General features: G+C 55.0%; 17 protein-coding genes. 11 read left to right on the forward strand and 6 right to left on the reverse strand.

Translation table 11 applies throughout. From position 1 onward, the window contains the following. The first annotated feature begins 169 nt into the window (after positions 1–169). Genes ETV65_RS12200 through ETV65_RS12210 form a run of 3 tightly spaced genes read left to right on the forward strand, consistent with a single transcriptional unit; the run spans position 170 to position 2,995 of the window. On the forward strand, positions 170–988 hold the full coding sequence (locus ETV65_RS12200) for a transporter substrate-binding domain-containing protein (RefSeq protein ID WP_129953107.1): 819 nt from the start codon (positions 170–172) through the stop codon (positions 986–988). Then, positions 988–1,812 (forward strand): amino acid ABC transporter permease, encoded by an 825-nt coding sequence (locus ETV65_RS12205; protein WP_129953108.1) that lies wholly within the window; start codon positions 988–990, stop codon positions 1,810–1,812. Before ETV65_RS12200 ends, ETV65_RS12205 begins: the two co-directional genes overlap by 1 nt. Before the next feature lie 52 nt (positions 1,813–1,864). Next, the gene (locus ETV65_RS12210; protein WP_129953109.1) at positions 1,865–2,995 is read left to right on the forward strand and encodes a pyridoxal phosphate-dependent aminotransferase; all 1,131 of its coding nucleotides are present in this window, start codon (positions 1,865–1,867) and stop codon (positions 2,993–2,995) included. A 12-nt stretch (positions 2,996–3,007) separates the two neighbouring features. Here ETV65_RS12210 and ETV65_RS12215 read toward each other — a convergent pair whose 3' ends face one another. Next, the gene (locus ETV65_RS12215; RefSeq protein WP_129953110.1) at positions 3,008–3,889 is read right to left on the reverse strand and encodes a LysR substrate-binding domain-containing protein; all 882 of its coding nucleotides are present in this window, start codon (positions 3,887–3,889) and stop codon (positions 3,008–3,010) included. Between the two features lie 115 nt (positions 3,890–4,004). Between ETV65_RS12215 and ETV65_RS12220 the strand changes: the two genes are divergently transcribed. The 7 genes from ETV65_RS12220 to ETV65_RS12250 all read left to right on the forward strand — a co-directional run bounded on the left by ETV65_RS12220 (position 4,005) and on the right by ETV65_RS12250 (position 12,050). Further along, positions 4,005–5,558 (forward strand): MFS transporter, encoded by a 1,554-nt coding sequence (locus ETV65_RS12220; RefSeq protein ID WP_129953111.1) that lies wholly within the window; start codon positions 4,005–4,007, stop codon positions 5,556–5,558. 386 nt (positions 5,559–5,944) lie between these two features. Further along, a complete protein-coding gene (locus ETV65_RS12225) occupies positions 5,945–6,544 on the forward strand; it encodes a spore coat U domain-containing protein (protein WP_235173307.1) in 600 nt (199 codons plus the stop codon). A 62-nt stretch (positions 6,545–6,606) separates the two neighbouring features. Beyond that, on the forward strand, positions 6,607–7,125 hold the full coding sequence (locus tag ETV65_RS12230) for a spore coat U domain-containing protein (RefSeq protein ID WP_129953112.1): 519 nt from the start codon (positions 6,607–6,609) through the stop codon (positions 7,123–7,125). Between the two features lie 5 nt (positions 7,126–7,130). Further along, a complete protein-coding gene (locus tag ETV65_RS12235; protein ID WP_238486141.1) occupies positions 7,131–7,712 on the forward strand; it encodes a spore coat U domain-containing protein in 582 nt (193 codons plus the stop codon). A 19-nt stretch (positions 7,713–7,731) separates the two neighbouring features. Continuing rightward, entirely contained in the window at positions 7,732–8,529 is a 798-nt protein-coding gene (locus tag ETV65_RS12240; protein ID WP_129953113.1) for a molecular chaperone, read from the forward strand. 18 nt (positions 8,530–8,547) lie between these two features. Further along, a complete protein-coding gene (locus ETV65_RS12245) occupies positions 8,548–11,085 on the forward strand; it encodes a fimbria/pilus outer membrane usher protein (protein WP_129953114.1) in 2,538 nt (845 codons plus the stop codon). Next, on the forward strand, positions 11,082–12,050 hold the full coding sequence (locus ETV65_RS12250) for a spore coat protein U domain-containing protein (protein ID WP_129953115.1): 969 nt from the start codon (positions 11,082–11,084) through the stop codon (positions 12,048–12,050). Before ETV65_RS12245 ends, ETV65_RS12250 begins: the two co-directional genes overlap by 4 nt. Before the next feature lie 55 nt (positions 12,051–12,105). Here ETV65_RS12250 and ETV65_RS12255 read toward each other — a convergent pair whose 3' ends face one another. Both ETV65_RS12255 and alkB read right to left on the reverse strand, forming a co-directional pair. Continuing rightward, complete coding sequence (locus ETV65_RS12255; RefSeq protein WP_129953116.1) at positions 12,106–12,585, reverse strand: cold shock domain-containing protein; 480 nt, start codon at positions 12,583–12,585, stop codon at positions 12,106–12,108. A gap of 108 nt (positions 12,586–12,693) precedes the next feature. Continuing rightward, complete coding sequence (alkB, locus tag ETV65_RS12260) at positions 12,694–13,347, reverse strand: DNA oxidative demethylase AlkB (RefSeq protein WP_129953117.1); 654 nt, start codon at positions 13,345–13,347, stop codon at positions 12,694–12,696. A gap of 137 nt (positions 13,348–13,484) precedes the next feature. On the opposite strand from alkB, the gene ETV65_RS12265 reads away from it, so the two are divergent. Beyond that, a complete protein-coding gene (locus ETV65_RS12265; RefSeq protein ID WP_129953118.1) occupies positions 13,485–14,306 on the forward strand; it encodes a shikimate 5-dehydrogenase in 822 nt (273 codons plus the stop codon). Between the two features lie 69 nt (positions 14,307–14,375). Here the strand turns inward: ETV65_RS12265 and gudD are convergent, their stop codons facing one another. From gudD to ETV65_RS12280, 3 genes are read right to left on the reverse strand one after another with little or no spacing between them, the layout of a single operon-like run. Continuing rightward, positions 14,376–15,713, reverse strand: a complete 1,338-nt coding sequence (gene gudD, locus ETV65_RS12270; RefSeq protein ID WP_129953119.1) for a glucarate dehydratase — start codon at positions 15,711–15,713, stop codon at positions 14,376–14,378. Between the two features lie 28 nt (positions 15,714–15,741). Continuing rightward, positions 15,742–17,085, reverse strand: coding sequence for an enolase C-terminal domain-like protein (locus tag ETV65_RS12275; protein ID WP_205951585.1), 1,344 nt, complete (start codon positions 17,083–17,085; stop codon positions 15,742–15,744). Next, positions 17,082–18,455, reverse strand: coding sequence for an MFS transporter (locus ETV65_RS12280; RefSeq protein WP_129953121.1), 1,374 nt, complete (start codon positions 18,453–18,455; stop codon positions 17,082–17,084). The genes ETV65_RS12275 and ETV65_RS12280 overlap by 4 nt, the downstream gene beginning before the upstream one ends. Positions 18,456–18,564: the final 109 nt, after the last annotated feature.

Here is an 18,564-nt window from a genome sequence, read left to right on the forward strand (position 1 = left end):
GATTACTGAGTTACCTTCGCATTGAAGTAATGCACTGTGATTGGGGGGATTTTCCGCAGAGTTCACTGTAAGTCTGAAAAGGCTTAATTTAGACTTCTATACGTCTAAAACTTAGTGTAGGTTTTCACAATAATCTCTCAATTTGGTTACGTTTAAGGAAACTCTGTTTATGCGTACTCCGTTTGTCGTGGTGACTCTGCTTGCCGCCTCCCTGTTTTCAGCTGCCTCATTTGCCGGTGCGACGCTGGATCGCGTGACCAAAACCGGTGTGTTGCGTAATGCCATCGTTAACGATTACCCGCCGTTTGGTTTTATTGATGATAATAACCAGCTGGCCGGTTTTGACGTTGATGTGGCCAAAGCCGTGGCACAGCGGATGGGCGTAAAACTTGAGATCATTGCACCGGGCTGGGAAACCATTGTCGGCGGAAAATGGCAGGGTCGCTGGGATACCTGTATCTGCTCAATGACGCCAAACACCGAACGTGCCAGGGTGCTGGATTTCCCGACACCGTATTACAACTCCCCGGCTGTCTTAGTGGTCAATAAGAAAGATGACCGCATCAAATCGGCGGCTGATCTGAGCAATAAAAAGATTGGCGTCGGCATCGGTTCGACTTACGAAACGTATCTGCAAAAAACGCTGGTGATCCCAGGCAGCAAACCCCTCGCATTCCCGTTCGATAACGTACAGGTGATCCCAAGCGACGAAGAAGTGGCGTTCCAGAATCTGGCGCTCGGGCCCGGTGTGCGTCTTGACGGCGTGGTATCCGATTTAGCCACCGCGAATGCCCGTATCAAACGCGCGCCGGTGTTTAAAATTGTCACCGAGCTTTATGCGGAACCGAACTGGGTAGCCACCGACAAAGGCGATCCGGAATGGGATAAGAAAGTGGCCGATACCATCAAATCGCTGCGCGACGATGGCACACTGGCCAAAATCTCTCAGCACTGGCTGGGTGAAGATATTACCCACGAGGTACCGTAATGCCACAAATCCCGGACAGCCAGCCGAAAGTGGAAACGCCGGAACGCTGGCACCACGCACACGCGTTTAAATTTAAAACCGGGCTGACGTGGCTGATTTTGCTCAGCCTGCTGCTCGGCACGTTCAGCAAAATGGGCCTCGACTGGAGCCTGATTAGCCAGAAACTGCCGTTCCTGCTTGGCCTGCGCCTGTCACCGGACGGCTTCATTCAGGGGGCAGCGCTGACCATTATGATCACTGCCTGCTCAATGTTTTTCTGTCTGTTGATCGGGCTGGTTACCGCGCTCGGACGGATGTCTGAAAATGCGCTGGCGTTTGGTTGCGCGACGTTTTATGCCTCGCTGTTTCGCGGTACGCCGCTGCTGGTGCAGGTGCTGATTATCTATCTGGCGCTGCCGCAGGCGGGCATTGTGCTCGGCGCGCTCAGCTCAGGCATTATCGCTTTGTCGATGAACTACGGTGCCTACCTGGCGGAAACCATCCGCAGCGGCGTACTTTCGGTCCCGCGCGGTCAGCAGGAAGCCGCGCTGGCGCTCGGCGTATCACGCTGGACGGTTGCGGTGCACGTCACCGCTCCTCAGGCGCTGCGCATCATTATCCCGCCCGCCGGTTCGATATTTATTTCGATGCTGAAAGATTCCTCGCTGGTCTCGCTGATGGGGCTGTGGGAACTGAACTTTCTGGCACAATCTTACGGGCGCAGCACCTACCGGTATATGGAAATGCTGGCGACCGCAGCCGCGATATACTGGATTATGTCGATTGTGTTAGAACTGCTGCAAAGCCGCCTTGAGCGCCGTTTTGCGCAAGGCCAGCGCCGCTGATGTTTTGATTTTTCATTAACTAACGCTTTGATTTTTCATTAGCAGGTACGCCATGTCTTTTCCTGAAGATTTTCGTCTGATCAGTTACCTCTCGCGCCTCGAACATGCGGTGCGTTTTCCGCTGTCCTCTTCCTATCCTGAATCAATGGACCTCGATACGCTCTTTGAACTGGCAGGGAAAGAACACCGCGCCCCGTTCATGCAGACGATGCTGGATTATCCGCCGTTACGCGGGACACCGGCACTGCTTGATGCTATCGCCTCGACCTATCAAAAAATTACCGCGCAGGACATCATCAGTTTTGCCGGTGCAGACGAAGCGATTTACGCCAGTTTCCAGATGCTGCTCAAATCCGGCGATCACGCCGTGGTGATTACCCCGAATTATCAGTCGCTGGAAAGTGTGCCGTTATCGCTGTGCGATGTCAGCGGCGTGGCGCTGGATGCAGATAATGACTGGGCGCTGGATACCGGCAAAATCCGTGATGCATTGCGCCCTAATACCAAAGTGCTGGTCATTAACTTTCCGCATAACCCGACCGGCGCGCTGATAAGCCGTGCGCAGCTTGATGAACTGATCGACCTGTGCCGCGAACGCGGGATCTGGATTTTTTCGGATGAAGTGTACCGGCTGACAGAGTTTGATCCGGCTGACCGCCTGCCGCAACTCGCCGATATTTATGAACGGGGTATTTCGCTGAACGTGACCTCAAAAGCGTACGGTTTGCCGGGGCTGCGCATCGGCTGGGTAGCCTGTCAGGATAAAACGTGGATGCTGGAACTGGAACGTATGAAGCAGTATCTGTCGATCTGTAATTCCATGCCTGGCGAAGTGCTCACGACGATAGCACTCAATGCCCGTATTCCGATCCTCGAACGGGTGATGGAACGTTCGCGCCGCCGGCTCGCCTCACTGACCGCGTTTCTGGCGCGGTATCCGCACTTGTTTCAGTTATCATTGCCGAAAGCCGGGGTGCTGACGTTTGTGCGCTATACCGGCGCGGAAGGCGCAGAAGCTTTTGCTACGCAACTGGTGCAACAGGCGGGAGTGATGGTCATTCCTTCGGTGGTCTACGGCTCAGCACTCAATGCCGTATCTGAAGATTTCCTGCGTATCGGTTTCGGGCGTGAAAACCTTGATGAAGCCCTGGGCGAAATGGGCAAATGGCTGGATAAACAATGAGAGAGAAACTGATCAGCCCAGCACCTGCTTTTCGGTCAGGAAATCGATAAAAACCCGTACTTTCGGTAGCATATGGCGGCTGCTTGGCCAGACTACCGAAAACTTCCCACCTTCTTTCAGATAGGCGGGCAGTACCGAAATCAGTTCACCGGATGCCAGATACGGCCGCACGATAAATTCCGGTACATACGCCAGCCCTAATCCCTGCACCGTCGCCTGCAGTATCGACTCCAGATTATTGCTGCTTAGCGCCAGCGGCAGTTCCGGCGGCGTCGGGCTGGTCATTTCCCATTCCTGCCATTGTCCGTTGCCCGGAAACCGGTAGCGAAGGCAAGCATGTTGATAAAGGTCGTCAGGTGTAAGCGGCGCAGGATGCGCGGCAAAATATTGCGGAGCACCGACAATGGCAAAACGGAATGGCCCGAGACGGCGCGACATCATCTGCGAACTGTTCAGTTCCCCGCTGCGGATGGCGATATCAAATCCTTCATCAATAACGTCCACCATACGGTCACTGAAATCCAGATCCAGCTCAACGTCGGGATAACGCTGGCGAAATTCCGGCAAATGCGGCAACAACATGCGGTAACCAATAGCAGGCGCGGTGATACGTAATTTACCGCGTGGCACGGCGGAAATCCGTACCAGTTCCTGCTCGGCGTCTTCCAGTTGCGTGACGATATTCTGACAGCGCTCAAAAAACAACTGACCTTCATCGGTCAGGCTGATGCGCCGCGTACTGCGGTTGAACAGCCGTACGCTGAGTTTTTCCTCAAGCCGTGCCACACTTTTCCCGACCGCCGAGGCCGAAATGCCCATCCGCTCTGCCGCTGCGGCGAAACTCTGACTTTGCGCCGCGCGGACAAACGCCAGCAGGCCGTTGAGGTTTTCCATATTGACTCCCGTTTATACGAGCGTTTTAGTCCGCAATCATCGGACTGACGGCCTGTTTCCGTCACATTACCGACATTTTATCATCATCGCTAACCCTAATTCGTTGGAGAAACCCATGCATCCCTCAACAACCCCCCCGGCGGGCAGCCTGCGCGTTCTGTTTACCGTATGTCTGGCGGCAGTGATTTTACCGCTCAACTTTGTCAGCGGCGCGGTGGCAACGCCCGCGATCGCCCGTGAACTCGGCGGCAGCGCGCAGGCGCTGAGCTGGATAACCAATGCGTTTATGCTTACTTTCGGCTGTTTTCTGATGGCCGCCGGGGCGCTGGCCGATGAACTGGGGCGCAAAAAAGTGTTCGTCAGCGGCGTCTCGCTGTTTGCACTTTTATCCTTATTGCAGGCTTTCAGCAGCAGTGTGCTGGCGATTGATTTACTGCGCGCCGCGCAGGGTATTGCGGCTGCCGGTGCGCTGGCAGGGGGTGGTGCAGCACTGGCGCAGGAATTCGATGGCACAGCACGTACCCGGGCCTTCAGCCTGATGGGCAGCAGTTTTGGCGTCGGACTGGCTTTCGGCCCGTTCCTTGCGGGCGTGCTGATCGCGCATTTCGGCTGGCGTTCGGTGTTTCTCTCCGCGACAGTTATTGCGGCTCTTTCTCTCATCACCGGCGCAGCCAAAATGCGCGAAACGCGTAATCCGCAGGCATCCGGCATTGACTGGCCGGGCACCCTTTCCTTCACCGCCATGCTGGCGTTACTGACCTGGGCGCTGATGGATATTCCCCAATCCGGACTGCACAGCACGCGAGTACTTTCTCAACTGGGTGGCGCGGCACTGCTACTCGCAGTATTTGTGGTCATTGAATTACGGGTGAAAAAACCGATGCTGGATTTATCGCTTTTCCGCTACATCCGTTTTATCGGTGTACAGGCATTGCCGCTGGCGACCGGTTTTTGTTTTGTGGTGCTGCTGGTGGTCTTGCCGATGCTATTTATCGGCGTTACGGGTCTGAGTGAAGAACGCGCCGGGCTGATGATGATGGCGCTTTCACTGCCGATGCTGATTGTACCGATGCTGGCGGCATGGCTGACGCGCTGGATTTCTGCGGGGGTATTATGCACATCAGGGTTAGTGATTGCCGCCGCCGGTTTGGGCTGGCTCAGTCAGGCTGTGCTGGCACAGAATCTGACAGGCATGATTGCGCCAATGGTGGTTATCGGCATCGGTACCGGTTTGCCGTGGGGGCTGATGGATGGCTTGTCGGTGAGCGTCGTGCCAACGGAACGTGCGGGCATGGCAACAGGTATTTTCAGCACCACACGCGTGGCGGGAGAAGGCATCTCACTGGCGATTGTCAGTGCTATTGTGTCGGCGTTAACCCGCAACGCACTGGCAGCGCATTTCAGCAGTGATGCGATCAGCTCAGAAACTATCAGCCAGGCGGCGCAACGTCTGGCGACCGGTAATCTTTCCGTGACACAGCAGCTTATCCCGCAGGCCAGTACGCCGCAGCTACAGCAGCTTTATGCCGCCTCACTGCATCCCTTACTGTTGTGTCTGATGGCGATTACGCTGTTCTGTGCGCTGGTGGTGTTGCTGGCACTACGCGGGAAACCCCGTGCGTCAGCCTGTTCAAAAAGCAGAAAACGCGCCGGCGGTTTCCCCTCCTGAAGCACATCAACATAAAACATCAGTAGCGCTGTTAAACAATGACGGGCAGCAAGCAGGTAACACCACAACCAGAAAGGTTAAACAGCTGCGTTTTTTGGTTTAGACAAGGCAATCATTATCAACATAAATCAATAATAAACAGGATAAAAATTCGATAATTTGTAATTTATGGAGTTTTTATCCTTATTGGCCTGAATAATGAAAAGATTACCTTAAGGTAAATTTATTAACTTATATTTAACCATGATGGCGTTTTTCATCATGCACATAAGGTCAGGGTTCCGCTCCGTTGTGAAGGGAAAACATAACACCCGGCCTGCACGCTGTTTCTTACCGGCTTTTTTGCAGTTTTTAGCGTTAATTATTCATCACCAGAGGATTTCCACATGCAACGACGTTGCATGAATACACAACGGTGTAAGCTGTTTTTGGGAGTCATCATGGGCGAAAAAAAATCATTATTGCTGGCCGTTCTTGCCGCTGCAACGCTGACATTAGCCGCTGGCGCACAGGCAGCCGGCACTTTAACAGGACAGGTAGGCGTTCAGCTGACCATCAGCACCGGTTGTACGGTCGGTAACGGCACATCAACGGGGGGGACCAACCAGTGGGGTACACTGAACTTTGGTAACTACGCCGATCTGACCAGCGTCATTAACGGGACGGTATTCGGAGCCAACGGCACCGGTGCAGTCACGATCACCTGTAGCACCGGACTGACCCCGACGCTGTCACTGAACGGCGGACTGGCGGCAACCGGCGGGCTGCGTACCATGACATCCAGCGGTAACAGCATTCCTTACCGCCTCTATTCCGATACCGCACGGACTACCGAAATCGCGATTAATACGCCGATTACGCTCACGACAGGCACCACGGCGCAAAATATTCCGATTTACGGTCGTGTGCTGCCTGCCGATCAGACCAGTACCACACCGGCTGCGGGCACCTATAACGATACCGTTGTTGCCACTCTTTCCTGGTAAGAGTTTTTCCATCAGAGTCGGTTCCGCCTCTGACTGGCTTTCGGTTCAAGGAAGGAAAGATCATGGACATCAAGGTACTGCTGCTACTGCCAGCCGCACTGCTGGTGTCAATGCAAGGGTATATTTCACTGAGTCAGGCGGCAACAATAGGCATCAGTGCCACGTTGCTGCCCGCCTGTGAAGCGGGAACCACGACGTCCGGCAGCACCAGTTTCGGTACGCTGAATTTTGGCAATTATGCATCGCTCACCAGCGCGGTGAATGCGACCAGCGCACAACTGGCGGGATCGATCCGCGTGAAATGCGTGAGCGGGGTGACGTACAAAATTGTCATGGATGGCGGCAGCAGCGGCGTGGTCACGGCGCGGCGAATGGTGAACACCACCAACAGCGCTTCCACCCTGCTTTACAATCTTTATACCACGGCCGCCCGCACCACGGTGTGGGACAACACCACCGGCGTCAGCGGCACCGGTAACGGCGCGGATCAATGGAGCACGGTCTATGGCCGCGTTCCGGCACAAACCACGCCCGCTGCCGGTGTTTATCAGGATACGGTGAATGTCACCGTATCCTGGTAGAGGTGATGATGCCTGGCCGTCAGCGGGTTCCGACCGCGTTATTACCGGTGAGGGTATTATTGCCGCTGGTTTTATTGTTGCTGGTTTTATTGTCGCTGATGTTATGCAGTTCAGCGCGTGCCGCCACAGCTACCAGCACATTTACCGTTTCAGCCACTCTCACCAATGGCTGCGTATTTGGCAGCTCACTTTCCAGCCCGACCACCAATCTCGGCACCATCAACTTCGGTTCCATGTCGTCCCTCACCAGCAACGTCGATACGGTCAGCAGCACGGGCGCCGGTTCCGTGGTAGTGACCTGCACGCCGGGTGCCTCCGTCAGTATTGCCATGGATTACGGTATCCACGGGGGCACCGCCACCCGGCGCTTTATGCAAAACACCAGTAATCCCGATCAGCTCGGCTACCAGCTTTTTCGCGACGCCGCCCGCAGCCAGGTATGGGGCGATGGCGCGCTGGTGATGTCCATCCCCAGCTTTCCGGCTACCACCCAAACCTATCCGGTTTATGCACGCTTATACGCTGTGAGCCCCCTGCCTTCCGCCGGGACGTATACCGACACGGTCACCGTGACATTAACCTATTGAATTATCAGGATATAGAAATATGAAGACATTGCTTTTACGCCTGTTCGCCACCGCCGCACTGACCTGGGCTTTTCTGTCTTGCCTGACCGCACAGGCTGCCAGTTCGGTGCTGGTCTGGCCGGTCTATCAGATTATTGAATCCGATCAGAACGGATCCGCCCTGTGGCTGGAAAACCGTGGCGCGGAACCGGTGTCCTTGCAGGTGCGCGTACTCGCCTGGAAGCAGGAGAATTTTAACGAGAAATACGCCGATCAAAGCAACGTAGTCGCCAGCCCGCCTTTCGCGACCGTGCCACCGGGTCAGCGTCAGTTGATCCGGCTGATCCGCAATACCCCGGTTGCGGCCAATACCGAGCAGGCGTACCGCATCATTATTGATGAGATCCCTTCCCCGCTGAATGATTCCTCACAGGGGAAAGACAAAGCGGTGGTCGGCCTGCAATTGCAGATGCGTTATCTGCTTCCGCTATTTATGGATGGCGGCAGTTTGTGGACCCATGATCGTAGCGACGTGAAGCGTGATCCTTCCACGGCAACGCGCCCGAACCTCAGCTGGAGTACGGTATCCGAAAACGGGAAAACGTATTTGCAGGTGCGCAATACCGGCATCGTGCATGCGCGGCTGAGCAACGTGTTCTGGTCCGCCACCGGCAATCAGAAACAGGGGGTGAAAACCCTGGTCGGCGGTTTTATGGGTTATGTATTGCCGGGGCAGCAAATGCGCTGGCCGGTGCCGGCGGGGGTGACGCCGGGTGCGCAGCTCAATGCGCAGATAGCGGATAACACCCAACCGATTGTCATCGCGCGCGGCCAGTAACAGCAGGAGCTGCAAAGGATGCCAATCAGACGTCTTCTCCGGAAAGGTCATCAGCGACCACTGTATTTTCGGGGAAGCCTGTGCCTGTTATGCCTGAGTACCTTCAGCGCACAGGCGCAGGAATATTCTTCACTGCCCGATGCCCCGCGTGCGGCACCGGTGGTCACAGACGCCCTGTTTTATCTGTCGATTGTGGTCAACGGCCAGACCGACAATCAGGTCGTACCGGTCACCTGGCGCAATAACGCGTATTTCGTGGAAGCGGGTGTGCTGGCGAAAAATCATATTCATATTAACGGCCGGCAGGGGTTGATTAATGTCGGTGAACTGCCGGACGTGAAAGCGAAATACGATTCGGCCACCCAGCAGCTGATACTCAGCGTGCCGGACGCCTGGTTGCCGAACCAGAATATCAGTGGTGATCCCCTGATGAACTACACGCCGTCGCAAAGCAGCACCGGCCTGCTGTTTAACTATGATTCGTACTACACCGATTCCCCCGGCGGAGCGAAAACTATCGCCACCTGGATGGAGCAACGTTTATTCAGCGGCCTCGGGCTGGTCACCAATACCGGCACTTACCGCTATAACGTTGATAACATCGACAGCAGCAACGGCGGCCAGACCACACAGGATGGCTATCTGCGTTACGACACCTTCTGGCGTTTCACAGACGAGAAAAATCTGATCAGCTACCAGGCCGGGGATTTCGTCAGCGATTCACTGACATGGAGTAATTCAGCACGTATGGGCGGTTTACGTATCAGCCGTAACTTTGGTGTCCGGCCGGATCTGGTGACTTATCCGTTGCTGCAATACAGCGGTACGGCGGCGGTACCAACCACGGTGGATTTGTTCCTTAATGGCTACAAAGCCAGCAGTAATAACCTGAATTCAGGGCCCTTTACCCTGACCAACGTGCCGTATATTAATGGCGCCGGTGAAGCGACGGTTGTCACCACCGATGCGGTCGGACGTCAGGTTTCGACCAGCGTGCCGTTTTATGTTTCCAACACCTTACTGCGCAAAAACCTCAGCGATTTCGATTTCTCACTCGGGGCCGTTCGCAAAAATTATGGCATCACCAACGGCGATTATTCGGATGCCGCATTCAGCGGGATTTACCGTTACGGGCTGAACAATTATCTGACGCTTTCCGGTCATACCGAAGCCGTACAGGGTCTGGTGCTGGGCGGCGCAGGCGCGGATATCGCGGTCGGTACCTGGGGCACACTGAGTGTTTCAGCCAGCCAGAGTAAAGCCGATCATCCGCCGGTCAGCGGTGATAATCAGATAACGACACAGCTTAATGATAACCCGACGGCAGGCATGCCCGATGCCGGAGCTAAAATGCTCCCGCCGCCCGACGAAAGCGTGACGGATAAAAAAGACGGCAACCAGTTCACGCTGGGCTATTCCTACTATTCGACGGTATTCAGTCTGTCAGCACTGCGCTCAAAACGTACGGCGGGTTATCAGGACATCACGTCTTACACCAGCGACACACGGTTAAGCCGTCAGTCGGATCAGGTGACGTTCAGCACGTCGCCGTTCGGGCATGCTAACGGCACGATGGGTATCGGGTATTACGATGTCGAAGCCTATGACAATTCGCATACCCGTCTGGTGAATTTTTCCTACAGCCGCTCGCTGTGGGGGCAAAGCAGCCTGTTTTTATCGCTCAATAAAACGCTGGGTGATAACGGCTACAGCGCACAGCTGCAATTTATCATTCCGCTTGGCCCCGATATTAACCTGAACGCCGGTGTGCAACGGGACAGTGCGGGCCATTATCAGGAACAAACCGGCGCCAGTAAAGCCACGCCAACCGACGGCGGTCTGGGCTGGAATCTGGCCTACAGCGGCGGTAACAATCCGTATCGGCAAGCCGACGCCACCTGGAAATCCCGTTACGCGACGATCCAGGGCGGATTCTACGGCAATCAGGGCGATTACACCCGGTGGGGGGATCTGAGCGGATCGGTGGTGTTTATGGCCAATGACTGGTTCCTTTCAGACAAGATCAATGACGCCTTTATCGTGGTGGATACCGACCATTATGCCGATGTTCCGGTGCTGTACGAGAATCAGAAAATGGGCAAAACGGATAGAAACGGCCACCTGCTGATCCCGACCGTCAGTTCGTATTATCCGGCCAAAGTAGAAATCGACACCCTGCCGCTGCCCGCCGACGTGGTCGCCAATAACGTCAACGACCGTATTGCGGTGAAACAGGGCAGCGGCGTGGTGGTGAAATTCAACGTCGAGAAAGTACTGTCCGCCAATATCACCCTGCATGACGCTGCCGGACAGCCCCTGAAGCCCGGCACGCTGGTCACGGAGCAAAATACGCAACAAACCACCGTCACGGGTTACGACGGGCTGGCCTATTTCTCGCACTTACAGGAAAACAACGTACTGAATATCCGGACGGAAGATCATTCGGTCTGCCGGATCAGTTTCACACTCAACCCTGACTACCACAGCATTGAGCAGATCGGCCCGCTGGCATGCCCCGGTGGCTCAGCGAAAGTCACAGCAGGAGATAAATCATGAGAATGTTCAGGCAGAGGATGCATCGCGGATTGCTACTGATGTTATTGCTGGGCGCGTCGTCGCTGGTAAGAGCGGGTTGTACTACCACACCAGGCACCATCACGCTGGGCACACAGAACTCCTTTGCCGTCAGTTCCTCACCCTTGATCACATCAGGCGGCAGCGGATTAAGCTGTACCGGCGGACTGCTTAACATTGCAGGCACCAATACCATCACCGCCCTGATCGGCGTGACTCAGCATCCCAGCAACTCACAGCCAAGACTTTACAGCGGGACAACGGGTCAGTACTTGCCCTACAGCCTGTGCAAAGATGCCAGCTGCAGTGCCGTTTATAATCAGAACGATACCATCACCTGGAGCAGCACCACGGCACTGGGATTGCTAGGCTTATTTTCCGGCCCCAACAGTACGTTACCTCTCTACATCCGTCCGGCCGCCATTTCCAATCTGGCCGCCGGCACCTATACGGATGTCGTTCCCCTCTCCTGGACATGGAATATGTGTTCAGTGGCTATTGGTACCTTACTGTGTCTGGCAGACTCCGGCTCCACGACAGGGAATATCAACCTGACTCTCAACGTCACCAATTTCTGTTATATCGACAGTGCACCCAACGTCGGTTTCGGCAGTGCAGCCCTGCCTTCCGGACTGACCACGGTCGTGGCAAATACTATCAGCGTACGCTGTACCCTGAACGCCAGCTATTCCGTCAATCTGACCAGCAGCGTGCCGGTGTCCGGGCAATACCGGCAGATGGCCTCAACCATCGGCGGCACCACCTCTTATCTGCAATATCAGATTTTTAAAGGTGACAGTACGGTATGGACGGCTTCCACCAACAGCAGCGCGACCGGCACCGGTACATCACAATCGTTTCCGTACACCGCGTCGGTGAATCTGGCGCAAAGCAACCAGCCTGCAGGTAACTACAGCGATACGGTGACAGTGACAGTGACGTATTAAAAAAGGGGGGATAACAGAACCGGTGCCACGGATGTGCACCGGTTTGAGAAGGGTATTACAGCGCTTTCAGCGTTTTGACCGTGGCATCCACGTCAATTTCATCTTCGGTGAACACATAGGTGCTGTTCTGGAAGGTGGTGATCAGCAGCTTTTTCATGGTGCGCGTTTCCGCTTTTTTCTCTTCTTCCTGCGGACGGATACGGTTCATCAGCAATCCGACGGACAGCACGGCATTTTCTTTATCGATTTTCGTCTCTGCCGGGACTTCTTCGTTAAACGCCAGGAATGATTTAATGCTGGTGATTTTGATACGCTCACCGGCGATAAAGATGTATTTGCTCTCCGGCTCAACTTTCACCGCAAAGGCGGAAAGCCCTTTGTTGTTAGTGGTCGGTTCAAAGGTGACTGCCGCATCTTTTTTAATCAGCTCAGGGTTGGCAACTTTAATCACGTGGAAATAACGGTTATCGCCGTTTTCATCTTTGATAAAACCGAAACCTTTATCTTCAAACCAGGTTGTGATTACGCCGTTCATCGCTTACCGCCTAAGTAATTATTTATTCAACATGTCATTTTTGCAGGGCGGCAGTGTAAAGCAGAATGCGGACAAAGTCCTGTGCTTTACGGCCTGATCCCCACGGAATTACGTCGCTTTTCTGAAAGTCAGGTTAAACCGGTACTGACCGGTCAGCGGATGCTCGCCTGCTTTGAGCGGCAATACGCCGTGATAACGCAACCGCGACGGGCCGCCCCACACCACAATATCACCATGTAACAGCGGCACACGCTGCGTTTTATCACTGCGTTGCATGCCACCAAACTGGAAAACAGCCGGTAAACCCAGCGAGACAGACACGATCGGCTGGCCGAAATCGTGCTCGTCTTTATCCTGATGCAGGCTCATTTTTGCGCCCGGCTGATAACGGTTGATCAGACAGGCATCCGGCGTAAAGCCCGCAAAACCCGCCTGTTCTGCCGCGCTGACGGCAAGCCGGCGAAATAATTCCGGCATCGGCGGCCAGTGCTGATGACTTTCCGGCGAGGTGGACTGATAGCGATAACCTGCCCTGTCCGTCACCCAGCCAACATCACCGCAATTGGTCATTGCCACCGACATCGCATAGCCGCCCGGCGTGGCGCGATACTGAAAAGGCACCAGCCCGGCGATGCGGTCGATCTCCGCCAGCAACGCCGCATCATCTGCCAGCGCCGCACCGCGCAATACCACTGCACCCGGACACAGTTCTTCGCGCCAGTTGGGGTGAAAATCGGGGTGATCAAATAGATCTAAATTCATGTCAGCCTCCGTGTTCACGCATCCGTTAAGTATAACAGCCGATTTGAGACAGAGGCAGATTGTCGAGGCTGATCGTTTCAGCTAAGGTTGCTTAATAGGCCGTAAGGTCATTAAGAATATCTTAAAAGGAGAATGAAATGAGTCGGGAAATTAACAAAGACACCCAGTTGTGTATGTCCCTTTCCGGTCGTCCGGGCAATTTCGGAACCCGTTTTCATAACAGCCTTTATCAGGCATTAGACCTGAATTACGTCTACAAAGCGTTTTCCACTCAGGACATCGAAGCCGCAGTGAAAGGCGTACGCGCACTGGGCATTCGCGGCTGCGCAGTCTCGATGCCGTTCAAGGAAGCCTGCATTCCTTTCCTTGATGAGTTGGATCCTTCCGCAACTGCCATTCAGTCAGTGAATACGATTGTCAATGACGATGGATTCCTGCGCGCTTACAACACCGATTACATCGCAGTCGCCAAGCTGCTCGACAGCCATCAGGTGCCGCGCGACGCCGTTTTCGCCCTGCGCGGCAGCGGCGGCATGGGTAAAGCCGTGGTGGCAGCTATTCGTGACGCAGGTTTCAAAACCGGCTATATCATCGCCCGTAACGAAGCCAACGGCCGTGCACTGGCAGAAGAATACGGTTACGAATGGAAAGCAGAAGTCGGCGATCTGGCCGTTGATATGGTGGTTAACGTCACACCCATCGGCATGCCGGGGACACCGGAAGCGGACTCTCTGGCGTTTGAACCGGCCGTGATTGATCGTGCCAGTATCGTCTTTGACGTCGTCGTCGCACAAGCCACCGAAACGCCGCTGATCCGCTATGGCCGTGAACACGGCAAGAAAATCATTACCGGTGAAGAAGTGGCCGCGTTACAGGCCGTGGAACAGTTCGTGCTGTATACCGGTATACGTCCATCCGATGAACAGATCGAAGCCGCAGCGGCACACGCACGTCGCTGATCCGCAGCGCTGAATGCAAAAAGCCTCTCACGGGAGAGGCTTTTTTAATGGCCGGGATCTGGCCGGCGATCACCGCACCAGACACGGTTTTTTCGGATCGAACTTCCAGTCCGGTATCAGGAACTGCATGCCCTGTGCATCGTCACGGGCGCCCAGTCCCATGCCTTTGTACAGCTCGTGGGCTTTCATCACCTGATCCATATCCAGTTCAACGCCCAGTCCCGGTTGTTCCGGTACGCGCACTTTACCGCCTTTGATCTGCAACGGTTCTTTGGTCAGGCGCTGATTGCCTTCCTGCCAGATCCAGTGGGTGTCGATGGCGGTAATTTTACCCGGCGCGGCGGCAGCTACCTGGGTGAACATTGCCAGCGAGATATCAAAGTGATTATTAGAATGCGAACCCCAGGTCAGCCCCCACTCGTGGCACATCTGCGCCACGCGAACCGACCCCTGCATCGTCCAGAAGTGCGGATCCGCCAGCGGAATATCGACGGATTTCAGCTGGATGGTATGCCCCATCTGACGCCAGTCAGTGGCGATCATGTTAGTGGCCGTCGGCAGACCGGTCGCCTGGCGGAACTCGGCCATCACCTCACGCCCGGAGAAGCCCTGCTCTGCGCCACACGGATCTTCCGCATACGCCAGCACACCGCGCAGTTGTTTGCCCAGCGCGATCGCTTCATTCAGCGACCAGGCACCGTTAGGATCGAGCGTGATCCGCGCCTGTGGGAAACGCTGCGCCAGCGCCGTCACGGCTTCGGCCTCTTCGCTCCCGGCCAGCACGCCGCCTTTTAATTTGAAATCATTAAAACCGTATTTCTCATACGCGGCTTCCGCCAGACGCACTACCGCCGCCGGTGTCAGCGCTTCCTCGTGGCGCAGGCGATACCAGTCGCAGCTGTCGCCCGGCTGGCTCTGATAGCCCAGCGACGTTTTATTACGGTCGCCGACATAGAACAGATAACCGAGCATTTCGACTTCATCACGCTGTTGTCCGTCGCCCAGCAATGAGGCCACGGTGACGCCCAGATGCTGGCCGAGCAGGTCAAGCATGGCAGCTTCGATCGCCGTCACGACGTGAATGGTGGTGCGTAAATCAAAGGTCTGCAAACCCCGGCCTGACGCATCACGGTCGGCAAATTTCTCCCGCACGGCGGTCATCACATTTTTGTATTCGCCCAGAGTTTTGCCGATCACCAGCAACGCAGAATCCTCCAGCGTCTGACGAATTTTCTCGCCGCCCGGCACTTCGCCGACGCCGGTGTGACCACTGCTGTCCTTGAGGATCAGGATGTTGCGGGTAAAGAAAGGGGCGTGTGCGCCGCTGAGATTAAGCAACATGCTGTCGTGCCCGGCGACCGGGATCACCTGCATGGAGACAATTTTAGGTGTAGATGAAGAGGTCATGCTGACTCCTTAGTCAATTCAGATTCCGTTAACCGCGCCCGAGTGCCGGGCGCTTACGATCGAATGTCCAGCCGGGGATCAGATACTGCATCGCGGCCGCATCGTTGCGCGCACCGGTCGGCAGTGTCCGGTGCAGCGCGTGGGCACGATGGATTTGATCCATGTCGATCTCCACACCCAGCCCCGGTTTTTCAGGCACTTTGATTTTCCCGTTCACAATTTGCAGCGGCTCTTTGGTCAGGCGTTGGCTGCCTTCCTGCCAGATCCAGTGCGTATCTATTGCCGTCGGCTTACCCGGTACGGACGCGCCGACATGAGTAAACATCGCCAGCGAAATATCGAAATGGTTATTCGAATGACAACCCCACGTCAGGCCCCATTCATCGCAAAGTTGAGCGACACGCACTGCACCGTGCATCGTCCAGAAGTGTGGGTCCGCCAGCGGAATGTCCACCGACTGCAACATGACCGCGTGCTGCATCTCACGCCAGTTGGTAGCGATCATGTTAGTGGCGACCGGCAAACCGGTGGCGCGGCGGAATTCCGCCATCACTTCACGACCGGAAAAACCCTGCTCCGCGCCGCACGGATCTTCGGCATAACTGAGGATACCGTGCAGGTTTTTGCACAGACCGATCGCTTCATCCAGCAGCCATGCGCCGTTCGGATCGACGGTGATCCGCGCATCCGGGAACCGTTTTGCCAGTGCTTTAACCGCCTCGATCTCCTGCTCGCCCGGCAATACGCCACCTTTAAGTTTGAAATCCCTGAAGCCATAACGATCCTGCGCCGCTTCGGCCAGCCGCACTACCGCCTCGCTGTTCATGGCCTCCTGATGACGCAGGTGATACCAGTCATGGTTAACGCGCTCCCCAGTCTGATAAGGCAAATCGGTTTTCTGCCGGTCACCGATATAGAACAGATAACCGAGCACCGTGACTTCATCCCGCTGTTTGCCCGGCCCGAGGAGTTCACATACCGGCACACCGAGGAATTTGCCCATCAGATCCAGCAGTGCGGCTTCGAGTGCGGCGACGGCGTTAACACGCAGCTCGAAAGTCCATGCGCCTTTGCCGAAAGAGTCAAAATCAGACGACTGATTGCCCATGTGGATCTGGTGCACCAGCCGGTTCATGCGCGCGACTTCCTGGCCTTTCACCTGAGCAATAGCTTCCGTCAGCGTGTGGTAAATCACCTCACCCCCCGGCGCTTCGCCCACACCGGTATTCCCGGCGCTGTCTGTGAGGATAACGATATTGCGGGTGAAGTAAGCGCCATGTGCGCCACCGATATTCATCAGCATACTGTCATGCCCGGCCACCGGAATGACCTGCATATCAGTAATGACGGGTGAGGATTGCGTACTCATCACAGTTCTCCTTTTATGCTGCCTGTACTGGCGTACGGACGAAGCTGGATACGTTCGATTTTTCCCACAATAAATACATAACTCACCACAGCGAGCAGCGCGTGGACGCCGACATAAATCAGTGCACCGTTGAAGGAGCCGGTCGTCCCGATAATGTAGCCGATAGCGATCGGCGTGATGATGCCGGAGACGTTACCGAACATATTGAACAAACCGCCGCTCAGCCCGCTGATTTCTTTCGGTGCGGTATCGGCCATCACCGCCCAGCCCAGCGCCCCCAGACCTTTACCGAAGAAAGCGAATGCCATAATGCCGACCACCATCCATTCGGTATCGACGTAGTTGCAGAAAATCATCGACATCGACAGCAGCATGCCAATCACAATCGGAGCCTTGCGCGACAGTGTCAGGTTGCCGGTTCTGCGCATCAGCCAGTCGGAAATGATCCCGCCCAGCACACCGCCGAGAAATCCGCAAATCGCCGGTACCGAAGCCACCATACCCGCTTTCAGTATCGACATACCCCGCGCCTGAACCAGATACACCGGAAACCAGGTAATGAAGAAATAGGTCAGCGCGTTGATGCAGTACTGGCCAATATAAATGCCAATCATCATGCGGGATTTCAGTAACTGCTTCAGCTGGAAGGTTTTTTCGCCTTTGACGACGACTTTTTGGGCGATCTTCTGATCCATATTGATCAGCGCTCCCCCGGCTTCCATGTAATCAAGTTCGGCCTGATTGACGCCCGGATGATTTTTCGGATCGTGGATCACTTTCAGCCAGATGAAACTCAGGATGATGCCGAGGCCGCCCATAAAGAAGAAGACATGTGACCAGCCCACCTCATGCGTCAGCCAGCCCATGATCGGGGCGAAAATAACCGTGGCGAAGTACTGTGCGGAGTTAAAAATAGAGACCGCAGTGCCACGTTCCTGAGCCGGGAACCAGGCGGCGACGATACGGCTGTTGCCGGGGAAGGACGGCGCTTCGGCCAGACCGACCAGAAAACGTAAGGCAAACAATGAAACAACAATGCCGAAGCCGCTGAAGACATCAACAAAGCCCTGCAACAGGGTGAATAAAGACCAGATGAAAATGCTGTAGAAATAGACTTTTTTCGAACCGAATTTATCGAGCAGCCAGCCACCGGGTATTTGACCGATGACATAAGCCCAGGAAAATGCCGAGAAGATATAACCCATCCCGACGGAATCCAGCCCGATATCTTTGGCCATTGCCGAACCGGCAATGGATAACGTGGCACGATCGCCGTAATTAAATGAGGTGACAATAAATAACATCACCACTATCCAGTACCGCGTGTTAGTTCTTTTTTTGACAGCACTGGCTGCTGAAACGGTAGTTTCCATGGTGTTCTCCGGAATTAATGACAACGCCTCTAAACAGAGATAAAAGTCATTCCATTCACAGAACTGTAGGGTTCAGAGAGGAAGGAACGCAGCCAGTATATGAACAACG

The organism is Rahnella sp. RFA10(1/100) (assembly GCF_004195115.1).
In the GTDB taxonomy this organism is placed as follows: domain Bacteria; phylum Pseudomonadota; class Gammaproteobacteria; order Enterobacterales; family Enterobacteriaceae; genus Rahnella; species Rahnella perminowiae.